Origin of the sequence: Parafrankia sp. EAN1pec (assembly GCF_000018005.1) — a bacterium.
Classification (GTDB): Bacteria; Actinomycetota; Actinomycetes; order Frankiales; family Frankiaceae; genus Parafrankia; species Parafrankia soli.
The window spans coordinates 5,582,812-5,603,338 of the sequence record NC_009921.1; the positions used below are offsets into that span (position 1 = coordinate 5,582,812).

Genomic DNA, 20,527 nt, shown 5'->3' on the forward strand with positions numbered 1-20,527 from the left:
TCCAGCTGCCAGCCCTTCCGGCTTCTGTGAGATCTTGTAAATTGTCACACAATCTCGCACGGTCGGCAATCGCGAACCGAGAAGGCAGTCGTGAGCCGAGAAGGAGAGGCACCCAGCCGCACGCAGGCAGACGCGGCGGCGTCGGAGCCGCGTCAGAGGAGCCGCGTCACCCGCCGGTAGGGCGCCAGCCGGTCGTCCTGCGGGTCGAGCTCGGTCACCAGCCAGTCGACGCGGTCCCAGTCGAGCCAGCGCGCGACGGCTCGCGTACCGATTTTCGAGGAGTCGACGGCTAGGACGATCTGCTCGGCGCCGGCGGCCAGCGCGCGCTTGACGTCGGCCTCCTCCGGGGTCTCCTCCAGCGGACCCGCCCGCTCGTCGAGGGCCGCCGCCGAGGCGAACAGCCGCCGCACGGTGATGTCCGCCGCCGCCCGGCTCGCCAGCGGGCCGACCAGGCTGCCGGTCCGGGGATCGAGCCGCCCGCCGGTCAGCAGCACCGAGATACCTGGCCTGTCCCGCAGCACGCCGAACGTGTCGGGCCCGTTCGTGACAACGAGCAGATCGTCCGCGCTGGTCAGAGCGCCGGCGAGCCGCATGACCGTCGAGGACGCGTCGAACGCGACCGCGCCCCCGTCCGGGACGAGCTCGGCGAGCTTCGCCGCGATGCGCGACTTCGCCGCCGCCATCCGGTCCCGGCGCTGAGCGAAGCTGCGCGGGCCGACGGAGCGCGCCCCGCCGCGCACCCGGCGGGCCACCCCGCGTTCCTCCAGCTGGGCCAGGTCCCGCCGGATCGTCATCTCGCTGACGTTGAGCGCCGCCGCCGCGGCGGTGATGGTGACCGCCCCCTGATCCCTGAGCTGGTCGCTCAGCCAGGTCAGGCGGTCCTCTCCGGGACCATTCCGCAGGGGCAGTGACACAGGCACCTCGCCGGACGCGGCGTTACGTGTGAGAACGGTGTTCGAAGCAACGTCAGACTAACAGCCCGTTGCACGGAGATTGATCAGCTGCGATGTGCCGTGCCCTGATCGAGTGTTCCGCGGGACACCAGAGCGGAAGCGAGTCACGCGGATCTAGCCCGTGAACGGTTGCACCGGCTGGCCACGGACTCCCGGGGCGAGGGCGAACACAGCACCCGCCGCCGGATACCGGGTGAGATCGGTGCCGACCTGGGAGGTGGTGATGTAGAGCGTGTCGAGGCGGTCGCCGCCGAAGGTGCACGCCGTCACCCTGGGCACGGGCAGCGGGACGATCCCGTCGAGCCGGCCGGCGGGTGAGTAGCGGCGGACCGCGCCGCCGCCCCACAGCGCCACCCACAGGTAGCCGTCGGCGTCGACGGTGAGCCCGTCAGGCGCGCCCCCGTCGGCAGAGACGGTGAGCAGGGTCCGACGGTTACTCAGTCCCCGTTCCGAGTCGTAGTCGAAGACGTCCACCCGTGACGTCGGCGAGTCGACGTAGTACGCCCTCGCGCCGTCGGGGCTCCAGGCCAGCCCGTTGGAGACGGTGACGCCGGTCAGCACGACGCTGACGGTGCCGTCGGGTGCGAGCCGGTAGAGCGAACCGGCGCCGGCCGTCTCGGCGTAGGCCATGGATCCGCAGTAGAAGCGGCCGTCCGGGTCACAGCCGCCGTCGTTCATCCGGACCCCCGCGTCGGCGTCCCACAGATCCCCGAGGTACCGGCGGACGCCGGCGGTGAGGCCGGCAGGGTCTTCAGAGCCAGCAGAGTCTTCCGGGCCGGCCTGGCCGTCCGAGCCGGCGGGGTCGGTGGGGCCGTCCGGGTCGGCGGGGTCGATGAGCGCGAAGCCGCGTTCCAGTGCGAGCACCGTCCCACCCGCGGCTCGTGGTCGCAGCGCCGCAGCCACGGCGCCGACATGGTCGCGGCGGACCGCGCCGCTCGTGGTGTCGACGGCGAGGACGTCACCGGCCAGCAGGTCGACGCAGCGCAGGCCGCCCCAGTCGGGGCTCCAGACCGGGCCTTCGCCATGGAAGGCCACCGGGTCGGTGATCTGCCCGGGGCGGTCGGCGGCCACCGGTCAGCCGCCGTGGCGGTCCTGGGGGATCCCCCAGGGATTGCCGTCACGCAGCGGCTCGGGCAGCAGGCGCTCGGGCAGCGACTGGTACGTGACGGGCCGCAGGAACCGAGAGATCGACGTCGTCCCGACCGAGGTGTGTAGCGACGTCGTCGCCGGGTACGGGCCGCCGTGGGTCATGGCCGGGCTGACCGACACGCCGGTCGGCCACCCGTTCCACAGCACCCGACCGGCCCGTTCCCGCAGCTCGGCGAGCAGGTCCGCGGTGAGGACGTCGTCGGTGTCCTCGCCGTGCACGGTGGCGGTGAGCTGCCCGCCGAGGGCGCGGGCCACCGCGAGCAGGTCGGCCGGATCGTCGTAGGCGACGAGCAGCGACGTCGGGCCGAAGCACTCGACCGCCAGCGCGCCCGGGTCGCGCAGCCAGTCGGCGGCACTGGTGGTCAGCAGAGTCGGCGTCACGCCGGTCGCCGGCCCGGCGTCGCTCACCGTCCCGGTACCGGCGGCCAGCACCCGAACCGCGGGATGGCCCGTGAGCCCGCCGAGGGTGTCCCGGTAGCCGGTCGCGATCCGCTCCCCCAGCATCGGGGTGGCCGGCCGCGCGGACACCAGCCGGACGAGGTCCGCTTCGGCTGATCCCGCTGGGGCGAACAGGAGGCCGGGCTTGGTGCAGAACTGGCCGGTGCCCAGTGTGTAGGACTCGATGTAGCCGGCCCAGATCTCCGGCCCGCGCCGGGCGGCGGCGGCCTCGGTCACGAAGACCGGGTTGACACTGCCCATCTCGGCGTAGAACGGGATCGGCTCGTCGCGGGCGGCGGCGAGGTTGAAAAGGAGCCGGCCGGCGTGCTCCGAGCCGGTGAAGGCGCCGGCTCGCACACGCGGGTCGACGAGAGCGGCCCGTGCCGGCTCGTCACCTTCGATCAGGGCCAGTGTCCCCGCGGGTGCCCCGGCGGCGGCCAGCGCGTCCGTGACGACGGCGGCGGTGAGACGGGACAGCTCCGGATGGCCGGGGTGGGCCTTGAGCAGCACCGGACAGCCCGCGGCGAGCGCGGCGGCGGTGTCCCCACCGGCGACGCTGAACGCGAAGGGGAAGTTCGAGGCGGCGAAGACGAGCACCGGCCCGACCGGGATCAGCATCCGGCGCAGGTCGGGACGCGGCCCGGTGGGCCAGGCCGGGTCGGGCGGGTCGATCGTCGCCTCGAGGTAGCCGCCGTCGTCGAGGAGCCCGGCGAACAGGCGGAGCTGGAACGTCGTGCGGACCAGCTCACCGCGCAGGCGCGGTTCGGGCAGCCGTGTCTCGCGCATCGCGACCGGGACCAGGGTCTCGGCCGCGGCGTCCAGGGCGTCGGCCACCGCGCGCAGCATCGACGCGCGCGCGGCCGGCGCGAGCGCGCCGAACGGCCGGGCCGCCGTCGCCGCGGCGGCGAGCAGCGCTTCGGTGTCGGTCGTGACGGTGGGCACGGCCATCCTTCCGTTGACGAGGCGGGGTGTCACGAGGCGGTGCCGCTCCGGGACGCGGGACGCAGCAGGATCTTCACGGCGGTGCCGGCGGCGTCGTCGAGGAGCCGGAACGCCTCGCCGACGTCGTCGAGGAGCAGCTCGTGCGTGACCAGCGCCGCCGGGTCGAGCTGGCCGGCGGCGAACGCGCGTACCGCGTGGGTCCAGGCTCGCGACGGCGCGCCGAACACGGTGTGCACGGTGAGCTGGGGAAGCACGAGGTCGAGGGCGCGCAGCGGGTGGTCGCCGTCCGCGGCGAGACCGGCGAGCACCACCCGCCCGCCACGGCGGGCGAGCCCGCAGGCCAGCGCCGCGCTGCCGGGCGCGCCGGCGGCCTCGACCACCACGTCGAAGCGCCGTGACCACCGGCCGCCGGCGGCCTCGTCCGGTGACAGCAACGTCGTGGCGCCGCACCGGGCGGCGAGCTCGGCGCGGCCCGCGCGGGGGTCCACGGCGACCAGCTCGGCCGGGCCGCCCGCCGCCAGCAGCTGTGTGGCCAGCAGGCCGAGCGTGCCCGCCCCGACCACGGCGACCCGCTCGCCGGGAACGGCACCGGCGCGCAGGCACATGGCCGCCGCGCAGGCTGCCGGTTCCAGGCCGGCGGCCGCGCGCAGGTCGGCGCCGGCCGGTAGGACGTGCAGGAGATGGCTCGGCACGACCAGGTGGTCGGACCACGCGCCGGGGCAGGTGAAGCCGGTCTCGTCGTAGGGGGCGGTGCACAGGTTGGTGTCGCCGCGCCGGCAGGCGGGACAGACCCGGCAGGAGCGGAAGCCCTCGGCGACCACCGGCCGGCCCACGAGCGCCGCGTCCCCCGCCGGGCCGACCGCCGCCACCGTCCCGGACCACTCGTGCCCCGGGACGACCGGGTACCGGACGAAGCCGGCGGGCCGAGTGCCGCGCAGCACCTCGCGGTCGGAGCCGCAGATACCCGCCCGGGCCACCCGGACCAGCACCTCACCCGGCCCGGGAGCGACCGGTTCGGCCGGGCGGATCTCCAGCCGGCCCGGCGCGTCGATCCACACCGCGCGTCCGGTCACGGTCAGCCGCGGCCGGGCGGGCGGGAGCCGCGCAGCTCCCAGCCGTCGGCGTAGAGGTCGAAGTGGGCGCCGCGGGACGGGTGGGCGGCCACGACGTCGACGTCCAGCTCGACGCCGAGGCCGGGTGCGGTCGGCAGGGCGAAGTAGCCGTCGACGACCGGCGGCAGGCCCGGCGCCGCGAGCTTGACCTCCTCGTCGGCGAAGTCGTTGAAGTGTTCCTGGATCATGAAGTTGGGGGTGCAGGCGGCCAGGTGCAGGTTGGCGGCGGTGAGAACCGCGCCGCCGACGTTGTGCGGGGCGACCAGCGTGAAGTGGGTCTCTGCGGTCGCGGCGAGCTTGCGGGTCTCGCTGATGCCACCGAGATGGCCGATGTCGGGCTGGATGATGTCGGCCGCGCCGAGGTCGAACAGCTCCCGGAACTCGGTGCGGTCGTGGATGCGCTCCCCGGTCGCCACCGGGGCGTCGATCCCGGCGGCGGCCTTGGCCAGCGCCCGCAGGTTCTCCGGTGGTACCGGCTCCTCGACCCAGCCCGGCTCGAACTCGGTCAGTGAGGCGGCAATCCGGATCGCCTCGTGTGGGGCGAACCGCCCGTGCATCTCGACGAGGATCTCCACGTCCGGCCCGACCGCGTCGCGCACCGCCTCGACCAGGGAGATGGAGTGGCGACGTTCGGCCCGGTCCAGCTCCCACCGGCCGGCCCCGAACGGGTCGAGCTTGAGCGCCCGGTAGCCCCGGTCCACCACCGCCCGCGCCGCCGCGTGGAACTCCTCGGGGGTGCGCTCGACGGTGTACCAGCCGTTGGCGTACGCCTTGATCCGGTCGCGGACCTTGCCGCCCAGCAGCCGCCACACCGGCTGCCCCAGCGCCTTGCCGACGATGTCCCAGCAGGCCATCTCGACGCACGCGATACCGGACATGACGATCTCGCCGGCCCGCCCGTAGTCGCCGCGCTTCATCCGGTCGACCAGTGACTCGATGTCGAACGGATCGGAGCCGAGCACATGGTTGCGGGTCGCCTCGGCCAGGTAGCCCAGCAGCGCCTGGGTGTGGCCGAGCATCCGGGTCTCTCCTACGCCGACCAGACCGTCGTCCGTGAAGACCTGGACGTAGGTCAGATCCCGCCACGGGGTCCCGTACACGTGCGTCCGCACGTCGGCGATCTTCATGACACTGCCCCCGGTGTTCCCTCTACAGCGGCGGACGGCGGAGTCGCCGGTGGGGCCGGCGAGGCCGGTGCGTCGCCGGGTGGCGCCGGGACGGCCAGCCCGGCCGGGCGCCGTCCTGACCCGACAGCGTCCGGGTAATAACGGCGCAGCAGCTCCAGGCCGATCTCGGCCCGCCGGACCCGCTCCCGCCCCAGGGCCACGGCGGTGCCGGTCAGGTGGGTGCCGCTGGGATAGATGTTCGGCGCGTTGCGCAGCCCGAACTTCAGGTACACCGGCGCGGCGACCCGGACGATCTCGGCGATCTCGAAGTGGCGCACGAAGCCCCCGAGGTCGTCCGGCGCCTCGACGTAGAGGTCGATGGGGATGTCCACGGCCGCCCGGACCGCCGCGAGCTGGGCGAGCGACAGGTCGGTCGGCACGTTGTAGGTGTCGGCGCCGAGCTGCTCGACCAGGCGGATCGACGCGGGGTTGGCGCAGCCCATCTGCACACTCACCTTGAAGATCAGCTCCGGTGGCAGCTCGCCGGCCGCCCGCATCCGGGCCGCGACCGACAGCACCCCGACGTCGGCGACCAGGACGCTGCGGATCCCGGCCTCGGTGGCCCGGCGGATGTCCTCCAGCACGTGCACGAGCTGTTCGGTCCCCCGCGCCTGCGCGGCCAGGCCGGCACCGCCGGGGGCCAGGGCGGCGGCCCCGGTGTCCCAGCCGGCCAGCGGCCGGGCGAACAGGCTGACCTCGACGTCCGCCGCCGCCCCGGCGGCCGCCATCGCCGCCAGCTCCCCGGCGGTCAGCAGCAGCCCGCCGCTGCCCTGCGAGACCCGGTGGACCGGGACGCGCCGGTGGTCCGCCTCGGCCAGCACCGCCGCCAGCGCCTCCGGCCCCTCCGCGCTCGGGATCTCCACCCGGTACTGGGCTCCGTCCGGGAACCGCTTCCCGCTGGACGGCAGGTCGGCGGGATCGGCGCCCGGCAGCCCGAGCGAGCGGAGGAAATCACGCGTCTGTCGCACCCGCGCCTCCCGTTCTTGTGCATGGCCAGGTTGGCCGGCGGAGCCGACGTGATCCGGTGTCGGCGCGCGGCCGCCCGGGCGTGACAACGGCCGCGAGGACAAATGTTAGCGCTAACATTTTGCCGGTCAAGCCCGGCGGCGCGACGCGTCCAGCCCGGCGCCCACCGGCCAGCAGGTGCAGGCCGGCTATAACGGAGCGAGCGGACCGGGGCGGCGCGGCTGACGAGGACGCCGTCCTCCCGGTGACGCGACACGAGGAGCGGCACGTCAAGAGCGACGAAGGTGGACCGAATTGGACGGAGCGGACCGGGGCGGCGAGTCGGCGTCGCAGGTGTTCCCCGGCGCGTCCGAGCCAGGCGAGCTGGCAGGGCCGGGTGGGCCGGGCGAGGTGGGGAGCACGATGCCCGCGTCCGGTCGGCCGCCGGCCCTGACCGACGTGGCCCGCCTCGTCGGCGTCTCCCACCAGACCGTGTCCCGCGTCGTCAACAACCACCCGGGTGTCCGGCCACGGACCCGGGAGCGGGTCCTGGCGGGCCTGCGCGAGCTCGGCTACCGGCCGAACCCGGCCGCCCGGGCGCTCGCCACCGGCCGCTCCCGGACCCTCGGTGTCCTGGCCCTGACCGGCACGCTCTACGGGCCGACGTCCACCCTGTACGCCGTCGAACAGGCGGCGCGGGCGGCGGACTACCAGGTCACGGTGGTCAGCCTGCACTCCCTCGATCCGGGCGCGGTCCGGCAGGCCATCAGGCGCCTCCTCGCCGGCGGCATCGACGGGATCGTGGCGATCGCACCGCTCCTGGACGCGGCCGACTCGCTGAGCGCGGTCGCGAGCCGGCTGCCCCTTGTCGCCGTCGAAGGACGCCCCGACGGGGACTTCGCCACCGTCTCGGTGGACCAGGAGCACGGCGCCCGGGCCGCCACCGAGCACCTGCTCGCCGCCGGACACCCAACCGTCCGGCACGTGGCCGGACCACCCGACTGGTACGAGGGTGCCGGACGGATCGCCGGCTGGCGGACCGCGCTCGATGCGGCCGGCGCGGCCGTCCACCCGCCGCTGGCCGGTGACTGGACCGCCCGCGCCGGCTTCGCCGCCGGCCGCCGGCTCGCCCGCGAACCCGACCTGACCGCCGTCTTCGTCGCCAACGACCAGATGGCCCTCGGTATCCTGCGCGCCCTGCGTGAAGGCGGCCGCCGGATACCCGAGGACGTCAGCGTCGTCGGGTTCGACGACATCCCCGAAGCCGAGTACTTCTCACCACCGCTGACCACACTCCGGCAGGACTTCACCGAGGTCGGTCGCCAGAGCCTGCGCTCGCTGCTGGAGCAGGTCGAGACCGGCACGGCCGGCCGGACCCATGTCGTCATCCCGCCGGAGCTGGTCCTGCGCCGCAGCACGGCACCGCCGTCCTGACGTTCGCCTAGCCCTGGGGCGCGGCGGCATCCAAGGCCAGGTATTCGAATCGTGACAGGGTGGCGTCGGTGCCGATCGCCTCGACTCCGACGACGCGCCCGGTGAAGCCGCCGGCGACCTCGGTCGAGAGGTAGCGCCCGTCGACCGTGGCGAGCAGCCGGAACTCGCCGTCGGTGAGGTGGCCCAGCTCGAGCTGGTCGGGGCCGGCACGGAAGCTGGCGGCCTCGGCATGCGTCACGGCGCGGACGGCGAGCGCGTCGCCCGGGCCGATCCCGGCGGCGGTGGCGAGGGTCTGGTCAAGTGGGCCGAGCACCATCCTGGCCGCCAGCATCTCCCCACGGCGTTCGACGGCGACCCAGTGGGCGTCGTCCATCCGGACGGTCAGGCAGGCGTCGCCGTCGGGGATGACCGCGGTTACCTGCCATTGCGGGTCCTGGGCGCGCACAGCGAGCAGGCGCCTGGCCTCGCCCGCGTCGGGTGCCCGGCCGGCGGCCAGGACGACTCCGCCGGGTCGGTGGCGGGTGAAAGTCCGTGGGTCGGTCCCCGGGGAGACCCACCGGGGATGCAGTGTCGGCGTGCGGAACTCGTCGACGAAGGAGTTGTCCCGGACTGGCACCGTGAACCGGTCCTCCACCACGATCGGCCAGCCGTCGGCCCAGGTAATGCCGGTCAGGAAGGTCTCCCGGCCGTTGACGTGGAACTTGGGGAACGTGCCGCGCGGGCGGACCCCCAGGTGAACCATCGCCCACTCACCCCCGGGAAGTTCGACGAAGTCGGCGTGGCCGGTGCTCTGGACCGGGTGTTCGGTGCCGCTCCTGGTGAGGATCGGATTGGCGGGGTTGCCGGTGAAGGGTCCGGTGATCGAGCGGGAACGCGCGATCGACACGGCGTGGCCACCGTCGGTGCCGCCCTCGGCGATGACCAGGTACCACCAGCCTTCCCGGCTGAACAGGTGCGGGCCTTCAGGGTGGGCACGCCCCGTCCCGCTCCACAGCCCACGGGGCTCGGAGAGCAGCCTCCCGCTCTCCGGGTCGACGGCGGCCTGCATGATCTGCCCGGGAAAGCACCACGTCAGATGACAGGTACCGTTCTCGTCCCACGCCAGGTCGGGGTCAATCCCGACCGTTCCCCCGCCTGTGTGGACCGGGTCGGTCCATGCGCCGGCCGGGTCGGCCGCCTGGACGATGAGGTGACCCTTACGGACGTCGGTGAAGTTCGTCGTGGCGAGCCAGAATCTGCCGTCATGGTGGCGCAGGGTCGGCGCGAAGATCCCTGTGCTGGCCGACTCCAGGCCCGGGGTCACGTTCAGCTGGGTGGGGCGGTCGAGCACGTTGCCGATCTGTTCCCAGCCGGTGAGGTCCGTGCTGCGGAAGATCGGCACCCCGGGGAAGTACTCGAAGCTCGAGGTCACCAGGTAGTAATCGTCGCCCACCCGGCAGATCGACGGGTCCGGGTGAAAACCGGGCAGGATCGGGTTGGCGTTCATGAGTCCTTCTCATCCGTTGCCCCCCGTCTGTGGGGCTGTCGATGGTGTCCGCCGCGCAGGCCGGCTGACCCGTCATCAGGGCGCGTCCACCAGCGAGGTGCCGTCGACCGGCGCGCACAGATGGACCACCGCCTCGTTCCCAGTTCTCGCGCGGTAGGCACCGACCACCGCCGCGGCGAAGGCAGCCGCCGAGTCCGCGTCGACCAGGGCGACGACGCAGCCGGCGAAACCGCCGCCGGTCATCCGCGCACCGTGGCAGCCGGGAGCGTTCAGGCAGGCCTCGACCGCAGCTTCCAGTTCGGGACCGGACACCTCGAAGTCATCCCGGATCGACCGGTGGCCGTCGAGGAGCACGGTGCCGGCCCGCGGCAGGTCCACGCGGCGCAGTGCGTCGGCGAGCTCCCGTACCCGCGTGTTCTCGGTGACGATGTGGCGCGCCCGGCGCAACGCCACCGGGTCGAGCCGGCGGGCCGCGTCGGCGGGCAACCGGTCGCCGAGGTCGCGCAGGCTCGCGACGCCCAACCCGGCCGCCGCCCGCTCACATTCGGCCCGGCGCTGGGCGTAGGCGCTGGTGACCAGCTCCCGGCGGGTGCCGGTGTCCACGACCGCGACGACGACCGAATCCGGGACGGCGACCGCGGTCACCGTCAGATCACGAAAGTCGATCTCCAGAGCGTGGCCGGCCGTCGCCGCGGCGCAGGCGATCTGGTCAAGCAGGCCGGTGGCGGCGCCCACCCAGCCGTTCTCGGCCCGCTGGGCGAGCCGGGCCGCCTCGATCGGATCCCAGCCGGTCTTCCACACCACCGCGCAGGCCCGGGCCACGGCAAGCTCCAGCGCGGCCGACGACGACAGCCCCGCGCCGAGCGGCAGGTCGCTGGCCAGCGTCCCGTACCAGCCTCGCGACGCGGCGGCGCCGGCGACCGACGCCGCCATCACGACGACACCTTCGACGTACCCGGCCCATCCGGATTGCGCGGCCCCGGCCCGGCCCGGTGACCCGGGCTCAGGCGGCGGAGGCGGCGGCAGGTCGATCCGGGCCGGTGCCGCGCGATGCTCGGAAAGCACCTCGACAAACCCGTGGCCCGCAGTCGCGCGCGGGGACGGGGAGAACGCGAGACACAGCTCGAGGTCGATCGCCACCGGCAGGCAGAGGCCACCGTTGTAGTCGGTGTGCTCGCCGATCAGATTCACCCGACCAGGCGAGCGGACCAGGTAGGCCGGCCGGGCCCCGTGGCACCGGACGAAAGCCGCGACGGCCCGCTCCGCCGCGCCCGGGGTGCCCGGGCTGCCCGGGGCGGGGGTTGCGCCGACGCCCCCGGCCGTCGCGGAAACCTCACCACGCTGGCTCATCGGACCCGGTCCGGTCCGGCGGCCGGGACGTGGGCCCGCAGCATCGCCGCGGCTTGCTCCGGGGTGATGTCGCGCTGCGCGCCGGCCAGCATCTCGTAGCCGACGAGGAACTTGCGGACGGTCGGCGAACGCAGCAACGGCGGGTAGAAGTGGGCGTGCAGCTGCCAGTGCCCGGCTCTGCCCGGCGCGGCCACGGCGGCACCGTCCGGTCCGGCGCCGTCCGGTCCCGGTGCGCCGTGCCAGCCCATCGAGTAGGGAAACGGGACGCCGAACAGGGCGTCATAGGCCGTCAACAGGGTCCGCAGCATCCCGACCAGGCTCTCCCGAAGGGGTCCGTCCAGCTCGGGGAGGCTGGCAACCGGGCGCACGGGCATCAGCATCGTCTCGAACGGCCACACCGCCCAGTAGGGCACGACCGCGAGCCACTCGCCGTTGTCCGCCACCACCCGCTCCCCGGCGGTGCGCTCGATTCCGGCATAGTCGACCAGCAACCGGCGGCCGTGCCTACTCAGGTAGTCACGCTGGCGGACGTCCTCCGCAGCCGGCTCGTCCGGCAGCGAGGCGCTCGCCCACACCTGGCCGTGCGGATGCGGGCTGGAGGCACCCATCGCGGCCCCCCGGTTCTCGAAGATCTGCACCCACCGCCACACCCGGCCCAGCTCGGCGGCCTGGCCGATCCAGAGATCGACAACGGCCGCCAGCTCCCCGTCGCCCATCGCCGCGAGGTGCCGGTCGTGCCACGGCCCGAAGCACAGCACCCGGCAGACACCGGTCTCGGGCTCCGCGCGCAGCAACTCCTCGGCGCCTCCGGCCCGGCCGGGCGGGATTCCTGACTCGGCCCGCACCTCCAGGCGCTCGTCAGACAAGGGGGGTCGCAGCGCCGGGAAGTCGTTGGCGAACACGTACGGCCCGGCATAGTCGGGATTTCGGATCCGGTCGAGGCCGGCGGCCGCCCTGAGGTTGCCGGGACACAGCCCGCACTCCGGGTCGTGCCGCGCCACCGCGACCGGGCTGACCGCCTGGCTCTCACCCGACCACGGCCGCCGGTCCCGACCAGCCGACACCAGAACCCACCGCCCCCGCAGCGGATCGAAACGGCGGTGTGGAGTGGACGGGACGCCACTCCCCCGGGCTGTTCCACTCATCGAGGTCCACTCATCGAGGTCGAATGTTAGCGCTAACATCCTGATGGTCAAGGATGCCCGCCATCCGTTCACGGGAACAGACGGCCACCCGAGCTCACCGGCCCCGAACCGGCACGGGTCAATTCCTGCTGGGGGCCTCGGCGAGCCCGGTCTGGTAGGCGATCACGACGAGCTGGGCGCGGTCGCGGGCCGCTACCTTGGTCATCGCGCGGTTCGCGTGTGTCTTGACGGTCAGCGGCGACAGGTACAGCTGTTCGGCGATCTCGTCGTTCGTCAGCCCGTAGGCGATGAGCCTGACGATCTCGTTCTCCCGCTTGGTGAGCAGATCCAGCCCCGCGGTGACCGCGGGTGCCGGTGTGGCCGGCTGCCGCAGGTACTGCTCGATGAGGTGACGGGTCGCCTGCGGGGACAGGAGCGCGTCGCCGCGGGCGACGACCCGGATCGCGGCGACCAGCTCGTCGGGTTCCACCCCTTTGCCGAGGAAGCCGCTGGCCCCGACCCGCAGAGCCTCGAAGACGTGCTCGTCGAGCTCGAAGGTGGTCAGGACAAGCACCTTCACCTCGTTGAGCGTCGGGTCGCCGGTCAGTTCGCGGGTGGCGGACAGGCCGTCGGTGCCCGGCATCCTGATGTCCATCAGGATGACGTCGGGACGGGTCTCACGTGCCAGGCGGACCGCTTCGGCGCCGTCGGCCGCTTCGGCGACCACGGTGATGTCGGCGGCGGCCTCGACGAGGACACGGAAACCGGCGCGGATGAGCGCCTGGTCGTCGGCCAAAAGGACACGGATCACTGGGGTGTCACCTTCACAAGTGCGGTGCGGGGGGTGGCGGTAGCCGTCTGCAGCGTGGCACTCCCCCGTCTGCCATTGAATGTGGAGGCGGCCGGGGGCGGTGGGGGCGCCTCCGGGACCGGCAGCGTCGCGGTGACCACGAAGCCACCCTCGCCGTCGGAACCGGCCTGCATGTGGCCGCCGACCGCGGCGGCCCGCTCGCGCATGCCGAGCAGGCCGTGCCCGCCGCGGCCGCGCTGCGCCGCCGGGTCCTGCGTAGGGCCGGTGGCGGGCTGTTTCCGGGTGGGGCCGGTGCCGGGGAACCTGCGGCCAGGACCGGTGCCGGGCGGCTGGCCGGTACCGCCGGATGCGGGAAGAGACATGCCCGCGGTGTTGTGGATGCGAAGGCGCAACTCGCCGGAACCGTAGCCGACCGCGACCGAGGTCCGGGCGCCCCGGGAGTGCTTGTGAGCGTTCGTCAGTGACTCCTGCACGATCCGGTAGGCGGCCAGGTCGGTGAGCGCCGGCAGCTCGCGGGACTGCCCGGTCACGTCGAGTGCGACGGACATCCCGCCTGCCGCGAAGCCGGACAGCAGCGTGGGGAGTTGGGACAGGCCCGCGGGCGGCTGGGTCGACACCGGCTCGGAGGTGTCCCGCAGCGCGTAGACCAACAGTTTCAGCTCGTCCAGGACGGTGGCGCTGGCGCGGCGGATGTGGCCGAGCGCCTCGTCGGCGCCGGCCGGCTGCTCGTAGAGCATGTGGGAGGCGACGGCTGCCTGCACCTTGACAAGAGTGATGTGGTGGGCGACCACGTCATGCAGCTCCCGGGCGATGCGTAACCGTTCCTCGGCGACCTGCCGCCGGGCCTCCTCCTCACGGCTCTGCTCCGCCCGCCGGGCCCGGTCCTCGACCGCGGCGATGTAGGCACGCCGGCTGCGGACCGCGTCCCCGGTGGCGGTCGCGGAGACAACCCAGGTGGACAGACCCAGGACCACAGCCACAACCCCCTGCTTCTGCAACAGCGCCGGCGGGATCAGAACGATCATGGAGGCGAGAGCCGAGATCCATGCTGCCTCGCGGGACCGGTAGACCGCCAGGCTGTACAGGGCGACCCCGGTGGCGAAGGTGAGCGGCGGGCTGTCGTCGGGCGTCAGGTTCAGGATGAACACGAGCACGGTGCAGCCGAGGACGACGGCAAGGACCGCGCCCGGCCACGATCGGCGCACCACCAGGGCGGCACAGCCGATCATGCTCATGACCAGACTGGGCCCGGTCGGCCTGATGTGGCTGGGAGCGCTCTGCGCGGCCAGCCACAGACCCAGGGCCAGAACCACGACAGCGAGCAGGCCGTCGGCCAGCCAGGGGTACCGCCGAGCCGTACGCCGGCACACATTCCAGAACTGCGCGATCTCTGGTGCCACCGCAACCACGGTACCCAGCGGATGCCGATTGTCGACCTGCGGCGATGGTAGTTCCTCGTCTACTGCGTCCGTAGTAGACGAGGCGACGCCGATCGGTCGCGGACGGCATCCGCCGACGGATCGGCGACACGGCGTGTCGATTCCGACCGGACAACGCGCCGGAGAACATCCGCCAGATCGGGAGGTGAGTACTTTCGCCGCTCCTGCGGAGTGGCGATCGCCGATGCGGTGAACAGGGAGTTGTGGATCGGACGGGCACTTACGTGACAGTCCTCGGCCTTCGGCGGACCGGTAAAGCAGCTGGCTACTACCGGCGCGGTAGTCAGAAATGACTTCCCCTGGCCGATGGAAAGACCTGACCGACGGTGCACAGTGGTCCGAATCCCAGGTGCAGCCCAAGACCGGAGGTCTGAGTGACAACAGCCGGGCGGTCAGCTCTCACAAGGCGGTGCAATGCCGGGGACCTTCCACAGTGACCGCGCAAACCGGAAACATCCAGTGGACGATCAACGTCCAGCGCGGCGACGCGCTCCCCCGTCCGGTCCGCCAGTGGACCTGAGCACGCTGAGCGTGGTCAGCCCGGCGGGCCGGACCACGCTGGCAGGCAACGCGTCGTACCTGGTCGGCCGGGCGCGCGGCGCCGACATCGTGGTCGGCGACGGGAGGGTCTCCCGGCACCACCTCGTGCTCGAACCGATCGCTGACGGCTGGCACGTGCGGGACATCAGCGCGAACGGTCTGTGGCAGGACGGGCGCCGGATCAGAGGCACCACCCTGCGTCTGGGTGAGGTGCGGCTCAGGCTCGGAGCCGTCGACGGTCCGGAGGTGGTCCTTTCTCCATGGCAGGTCGAGCCTCCGTGGCAGGTCGAGCCTCCGCGGCCGAGCGAGGCGGTTACCGGCGCGACGGCAACCCGGCCGGCGGCCGGCGCCGTGGCACATGCCTGCCGCCGACGGCACCCGCTGCGTCCCGGGACGCTGCGCCTGGGCCGCTCCTACGACAACGACATCTCCGTCGCCGATCTGCTCGCCTCGCGCCATCACGCCGAGCTGCTGGTCGACGCCGACGCGGTGGAGGTCATCGATCTCGGTTCGGCCAACGGGACGTTCGTCAACGGCCAGCGGGTCGAGCGCGCTCCGATCGGACAGCGCGATGTCATCGCGATCGGGCACCATCTCTACCAGCTCGAGGACGACGCCCTCGTCGAGTACGTCGACTCCGGCGATGTGGCGCTCGAGGCACAGGATCTGTCCGTGTGGGCCGGCGCCAAGCAGCTGATGCACGACCTGACCTTCCGGCTGCCTGGCCGGTCGCTGCTCGGAGTGGTCGGTCCCAGCGGGGCGGGCAAGTCGACCCTGCTCAACGCGCTGACCGGCTTCCGCCCCGCCGACACCGGCTCCGTCCTGTACAACGGGCTGGATCTCTACGCCGAGTACGACGAGCTGCGCCGGCGCATCGGCTACGTCCCGCAGGCCGATCCGCTGCACGCCCAGCTCACCGTGCGTGAGGCGCTCGAGTACGGCGCCGAGCTGCGATTCCCCGCGGACACCACGGCGCAGGAACGGCGCGCCCGCGTCCAGGAGGTCATCGGCGAGCTCGGCCTGACCGCGCACGCCGGCACGCCGGTGAGCCGGCTCTCCGGTGGGCAGAAGAAGCGGACGTCGGTGGCCCTCGAGCTGCTCACCCGGCCGTCGTTGCTGTTCCTGGACGAGCCGACGTCGGGGCTGGACCCGGCGAACGACCAGTCCGTGATGGAGACCCTGAAAGGGCTCGCCCACGGCGGCGGTCCGGGCTCGGCGGACGAGAGCGGCCGCACGGTCATCGTCGTCACGCACAGCGTGCTGTTCCTGGACCTGTGTGACTACATCCTGGTGCTCGCCCCGGGTGGGCACGTGGCCTACTTCGGCCCGTCGGACGGGGCGCTGAGCTTCTTCGGGAAGAAGGACTTCCGGGAGTTCGCGGCCGTCTTCCGGGAGCTGGAGAACACGCCGGGCACCGAGATGGCGGCCCGTTTCCGCGCGTCCGAGTACTTCGTGCCCTCCGCCGTCGTGGCGCCGGTCGCGCGCAAGGCGCCAGCCGAACTCCCCGGCGTCCGCCAGCAACCAGTAGTCGCGCAGCTCGTCACGCTCACCCGGCGATATCTGCGAGTGGTGCTCGCCGATCCTTCCTACCTGAGGATGATTATCGCGTTCCCGTTTCTGCTGGGAATCATCCCCCGGGTGATCCCAGCTCCGGACGGACTGAAATCACTGCCGGACGCGCCTAATCCGGACGCGATGAAGGTGCTCGTCGTCCTGGTGCTGTGCGCTTGTTTCATGGGCATGGCGAACTCGGTCCGCGAGATCGTCAAGGAACGCGACATCTACCGGCGGGAACGAACGATCGGCCTGTCCCGGACGGCCTACCTCGGCTCGAAGATCATCGTCCTCACCGGCATCACCGCCCTCCAGTGCGCGATCTTCACCCTGATCGGTCTCGCCGGCCGCACGCCGCCCGATGCGTCCCTGCTGGGCTCACCACTGATCGAGTGCCTCGTCGCCGTCATCGTCGCGGCGCTGGCATCCATGATGATCGGTCTGTTGGTCTCGACTCTCGCCGACAACGTCGACAAGATCATGCCCATCCTGGTGCTGGTCACCATGGCCCAGCTCGTGCTCTCCGGCGGCCTGGTGTCGCTGTCCGGCCGTCTGGTGATGGAGCAGGTCGCCTGGATCGCCCCCGCCCGGTGGGGCTTCGCGGCGCTGGCCTCCACCGACGACCTCAACGAGGTCTCCAAGCTCGGCAACGAGGTGCTGCGCACCGACCCCGCGGACAGGCTCTGGGAGCACAGCGCGGATGCCTGGCTGCTCGACATCGTGCTGGGCGTCGGACTTGCCGGCGCGGCGCTCGCGCTGACGTCGGTCCTGCTGCGTCGCCTCGACCCCAGGATGTCCCGTCCGACCACACGTCCGGTGTCCGCCGTCTCCACATCAGTTCCTGTGGAGCCGCGCCCGGATCCTCCAGTCCGCGGCACTGCGGGCCGGTAGTAGTCACCGCCGGCCCGCAGTGCCGGCCAGGGCCCGATGCCGGCCGGTCTCGTGTCACCCCGCGGTCGAAGCAGTCGTCCTCCAGGCCCTCAGACCTTCAGAGCTCCCGGGCCGCATGGCGTTTCGGCAGTATCAGGGCCAGCGCTGTCCCGGTCGCGGCGACACCGGCGGTGAACAGAAGACCGTTGGAGTACCCGGCGTCCCGGTAGAACCGGATTCCGTGGACGACCTGGCTGTCCCGGGCGAGGATGATGAACGCCAGCTGGCTGAGGACGGTCTGGGTGACCCCTTGCGCCATTGACTGGGCACCGTTGGCCAGTGCCTGTTCGGCCGGGTGCACCGCCTGGATGACCAGGATGGGAATTGTGGCCACCACGAGACCCATGCCCACCGCGGTCACGGCACCGAGGAGCATCAGCTGCGGCACAGTGTGGTGGTACACGGAGATCAGTCCATATCCACCGGCGACGAGTAGGCCGCCGGCGGCCAGGAGGAACCAGGCATCGAATCTACGGGCCAGCATTCCGGCCGCGCCCGCACCCGTGAGGATCAGTACGCTGCTGGGTGCGCCGACCAGCGCATTCCTGGTTGCGGAGAATCCCAGGCCGTCGGAGACGCCCGGAATGGTCGGCATGAGGGCGAGCAGGAACATCACCGTGCCGACGGCGTACGCCGCGCCTCCGACCAGGGACGTCGTCAGCAGCATGGTCCAGACCGGCCGTCGCCTCAGCAGGGGCAGTGGGATCATCGGGTGCGGGACCCGGCTTTCGGTGAAGACGAAGCCCACCACGGCGGCCAGACCGCCTCCGATGAAGAAAAGAGTGCGAGCACTGGTCCAGCCCCAGCCGGCGCCTTCACCGATCCCGTAGACGACCGCGGTCAGGCCACCGCCGAGCAGGAGCCCGCCCAGCCAGTCGATGCTGGTGCGTTCCTCGCGCACGGGACTCTCGGGCACGAGGACCACGAGCGCCACGAGGCTGAGCGCGCTGGCTGCGGCCATGAACCACAGCGCGCCACGGAAGCCGGAACCGTCCACGAGCCACGCGGACAGGAACGGGCCCCCCAGCGCAACCAGCCCGACGCCGCCGCCCAGCAGGCCGCTGGCGGGACCGATGAGCCGGCGCGGGAGGACGTCACGGACCATCGAGTAGGCCAGTGCCCCGATCGGGCCATAGCACCCGGCGATGCCGCGTCCGATCAGCAGCATGGAGTAGTTCGTCGCAAGGGCGGCGATCAGGTCTCCCACCAACCCGAGGACGGTGATGACCACCATGACTCGCTTCTTGCCGTACATCGCCGCGGCCTTGATCGCGAAGGGCGTGGCGAAGGTGCCGACCAGGCCCGTGATCAGCGTGAACCACGAGATCCTGGCGGTGTGAAAGTGTACGGCGATCTCCGCCTGAACATTGCCGGAAAGCAGGCCGACCAGCCCCAGAAGCTGTGCAGCCCACATCAGCACTATCAGGATCAGCGCATTCCGCGCGGTGAAGCTGGACCGTCCTGGTTCCGTCTGGGACGGCACCGCGGTTACTGTCATGAACGGCTCCTGCCCTTTAGAATGGCCGAACCCCGGTTACACGGGGCACGTCGACAGCGCCGCAAAACATCAAAAAAAGACGACAGAAGTGCCGTTCGGGACGGGAGCGAGTTCCGGCTACAACGGAATGAGAACGCCGCTGCCGGTCGGGCTGTCATGGAGCTCCAGCCGCTGCAACGCGGCGCCCCGCGGGATATCGAAAACCAGCGTGCCGTGGATGGAGGCACCCGGTCCGGCGGGATTCCAGATCGTCTCGCCGGGCAGGTAGAAACGCGACAGGTAGTCGGCGGTGCGCCGGGCGCCGGTGCTGTCGTACGCGTACTGGTAGGCGTTCTCCAGGGCGCCCGAGGATGCACCGGTGTTACGAACCGTCATGGTGACCAGGCAGAACTGACCGTCCGGATGGCGGGCCAGGAACCCGAGGCCGAGCTGCTCGACCCCACATTCGACATCGTCCACGGCGAACAGCAGCGGCCCGTCCCGGAAGCCGCCGGGACTCGGTGGGGTGCCGGGGCCGGAGACCGGCGCGGACGAGGATTCCACGGACCTGGCCGTGGATGCCCCCGACCTGGCTGTGGGCGCGGCCGGTCGCGTCGACGTCCCGTCATCACGGTTCGCCGCCACCGACCCGATCACGGTGAGGGCCGCCAGTACCAGCGTCAGGCTGGCGGTCAGCAGAACACGGCCACGACCCCAGCCCCGCCGCCGCGCAGGTGCGGACCCGTCCGGGGAGTGCGCGAGCTCCGCGGTGAGCCCGAGCAGTCGGACAGCCGGATCGGCGGACCGCTCCCCCGGCCGGCGCTCGACCAGGCGCAGCAGCAGGCCCCGGGCATCAGGCCGGCTGGCCGGCTCTTTCGTCAGAGCATCGCGGACGAGATCCTCCACCTGCGGAGGAAGGCCAGTCAGGTCCGGTTCGGCCGTGGTGATCCGGTGGGCGAGACCGACATCGTGGCCGTCCCCGAAGGGATGCCGTCCGGTGCCCGCGTACGCGACGAGGACACCCCAGGCGAACACGTCAGCCGCCGCACTGATCGGCTGGCCGTTGATCTGTTCGGGTGCCATCCACCCGGCCGAGCCGAACCCCCAGTCGGTCGGCCTACCGCCGGTGCTGTCCAAGGCCAGGGCGATACCGAAGTCGATGACCCGTGGACCGGACAGCGACAGGATCACGTTGCCGGGCTTGAGATCCCGATGCACAAGCCCGGCGTGGTGGATCGCGGTCAACGCCGTCGCGACCCCGACCGCCAGCCCGGTAAGGGTGGACGAGTCGAGCGGACCCCTGTCGGCGACAGCCTGATCCAGCCGGAGGCCGTCGATGTACTCCGTCACCAGGTACGGCGCGAACGCGTCCGGGTCGGCGTCGAGAACCTCGGCGGTGCAGAACGAGGCGACGCTGCGAGCTGCCTCGACCTCTCGACGGAAACGGCGGCGGAACTCCTGGTCCCTGGCCCGATCCGACCTGATCACCTTGACCGCGACCGGCCGCCCCCGCTGGTCGCGCGCGTAGTAGACGGCGCCCATCCCACCCACGCCCAGCCGGCTCAACAGGACGTACGGACCGATGGCGGTCGGCTCGTGCGGCAACAGGGGTTCACCGGGGACGAACGTCTCGGCCGCGGGAACCGTGCGCCCCTCCGGGTACGACACCATGCCAGA

At 72.2% G+C, this 20,527-nt stretch carries 15 protein-coding genes; 2 read left to right on the plus strand and 13 right to left on the minus strand.

Annotation, left to right across the window (positions count from 1 at the left end; translation table 11 throughout):
- Positions 1–152 precede the first annotated feature (152 nt).
- From FRANEAN1_RS22770 to FRANEAN1_RS22795, 6 genes are all read right to left on the minus strand, one after another.
- Positions 153–914 (minus strand): DeoR/GlpR family DNA-binding transcription regulator, encoded by a 762-nt coding sequence (locus tag FRANEAN1_RS22770; RefSeq protein WP_083788312.1) that lies wholly within the window; start codon positions 912–914, stop codon positions 153–155.
- A gap of 153 nt (positions 915–1,067) precedes the next feature.
- A complete protein-coding gene (locus tag FRANEAN1_RS22775; RefSeq protein ID WP_020462164.1) occupies positions 1,068–2,024 on the minus strand; it encodes an SMP-30/gluconolactonase/LRE family protein in 957 nt (318 codons plus the stop codon).
- A 3-nt stretch (positions 2,025–2,027) separates the two neighbouring features.
- Positions 2,028–3,488 carry an aldehyde dehydrogenase (NADP(+)) gene (locus FRANEAN1_RS22780; RefSeq protein ID WP_041254622.1) on the minus strand — a complete coding sequence of 487 codons (1,461 nt, stop codon included), beginning with the start codon at positions 3,486–3,488 and terminating at the stop codon, positions 2,028–2,030.
- A 23-nt stretch (positions 3,489–3,511) separates the two neighbouring features.
- Positions 3,512–4,561, minus strand: a complete 1,050-nt coding sequence (locus FRANEAN1_RS22785; protein ID WP_347177250.1) for an alcohol dehydrogenase catalytic domain-containing protein — start codon at positions 4,559–4,561, stop codon at positions 3,512–3,514.
- Positions 4,558–5,721: a mandelate racemase/muconate lactonizing enzyme family protein gene (locus FRANEAN1_RS22790; protein WP_020462167.1), complete on the minus strand. Its 1,164-nt coding sequence runs from the start codon at positions 5,719–5,721 to the stop codon at positions 4,558–4,560. Before FRANEAN1_RS22790 ends, FRANEAN1_RS22785 begins: the two co-directional genes overlap by 4 nt.
- Positions 5,718–6,728 carry a U32 family peptidase gene (locus FRANEAN1_RS22795; RefSeq protein ID WP_020462168.1) on the minus strand — a complete coding sequence of 337 codons (1,011 nt, stop codon included), beginning with the start codon at positions 6,726–6,728 and terminating at the stop codon, positions 5,718–5,720. Before FRANEAN1_RS22795 ends, FRANEAN1_RS22790 begins: the two co-directional genes overlap by 4 nt.
- Before the next feature lie 292 nt (positions 6,729–7,020).
- Here FRANEAN1_RS22795 and FRANEAN1_RS22800 point away from each other — a divergent pair, with 292 nt between their 5' ends.
- Positions 7,021–8,139, plus strand: a complete 1,119-nt coding sequence (locus FRANEAN1_RS22800) for a LacI family DNA-binding transcriptional regulator (RefSeq protein WP_157472763.1) — start codon at positions 7,021–7,023, stop codon at positions 8,137–8,139.
- A 7-nt stretch (positions 8,140–8,146) separates the two neighbouring features.
- On the opposite strand, the gene FRANEAN1_RS22805 is transcribed toward FRANEAN1_RS22800, so the two are convergent.
- From FRANEAN1_RS22805 to FRANEAN1_RS22825, 5 genes are all read right to left on the minus strand, one after another.
- The gene (locus FRANEAN1_RS22805; protein ID WP_020462170.1) at positions 8,147–9,625 is read right to left on the minus strand and encodes a glycoside hydrolase family 43 protein; all 1,479 of its coding nucleotides are present in this window, start codon (positions 9,623–9,625) and stop codon (positions 8,147–8,149) included.
- Between the two features lie 75 nt (positions 9,626–9,700).
- Positions 9,701–10,975: a galactokinase gene (gene galK, locus FRANEAN1_RS22810; RefSeq protein WP_020462171.1), complete on the minus strand. Its 1,275-nt coding sequence runs from the start codon at positions 10,973–10,975 to the stop codon at positions 9,701–9,703.
- The gene (locus FRANEAN1_RS22815; protein WP_041254624.1) at positions 10,972–12,120 is read right to left on the minus strand and encodes a UDP-glucose--hexose-1-phosphate uridylyltransferase; all 1,149 of its coding nucleotides are present in this window, start codon (positions 12,118–12,120) and stop codon (positions 10,972–10,974) included. Before FRANEAN1_RS22815 ends, galK begins: the two co-directional genes overlap by 4 nt.
- Positions 12,121–12,238: 118 nt before the next feature.
- The gene (locus tag FRANEAN1_RS22820; RefSeq protein ID WP_020462173.1) at positions 12,239–12,910 is read right to left on the minus strand and encodes a response regulator transcription factor; all 672 of its coding nucleotides are present in this window, start codon (positions 12,908–12,910) and stop codon (positions 12,239–12,241) included.
- Entirely contained in the window at positions 12,907–14,310 is a 1,404-nt protein-coding gene (locus FRANEAN1_RS22825) for a histidine kinase (protein ID WP_020462174.1), read from the minus strand. The genes FRANEAN1_RS22820 and FRANEAN1_RS22825 overlap by 4 nt, the downstream gene beginning before the upstream one ends.
- 549 nt (positions 14,311–14,859) lie before the next feature.
- Between FRANEAN1_RS22825 and FRANEAN1_RS22830 the strand changes: the two genes are divergently transcribed.
- On the plus strand, positions 14,860–17,334 hold the full coding sequence (locus FRANEAN1_RS22830) for an ATP-binding cassette domain-containing protein (protein WP_085950129.1): 2,475 nt from the start codon (positions 14,860–14,862) through the stop codon (positions 17,332–17,334).
- A 97-nt stretch (positions 17,335–17,431) separates the two neighbouring features.
- On the opposite strand, the gene FRANEAN1_RS22835 is transcribed toward FRANEAN1_RS22830, so the two are convergent.
- A complete protein-coding gene (locus tag FRANEAN1_RS22835) occupies positions 17,432–18,871 on the minus strand; it encodes an MFS transporter (RefSeq protein WP_020462176.1) in 1,440 nt (479 codons plus the stop codon).
- Positions 18,872–18,988: 117 nt separating this feature from the next.
- The gene (locus FRANEAN1_RS22840) at positions 18,989–20,521 is read right to left on the minus strand and encodes a serine/threonine-protein kinase (protein ID WP_049795737.1); all 1,533 of its coding nucleotides are present in this window, start codon (positions 20,519–20,521) and stop codon (positions 18,989–18,991) included.
- Positions 20,522–20,527: the final 6 nt, after the last annotated feature.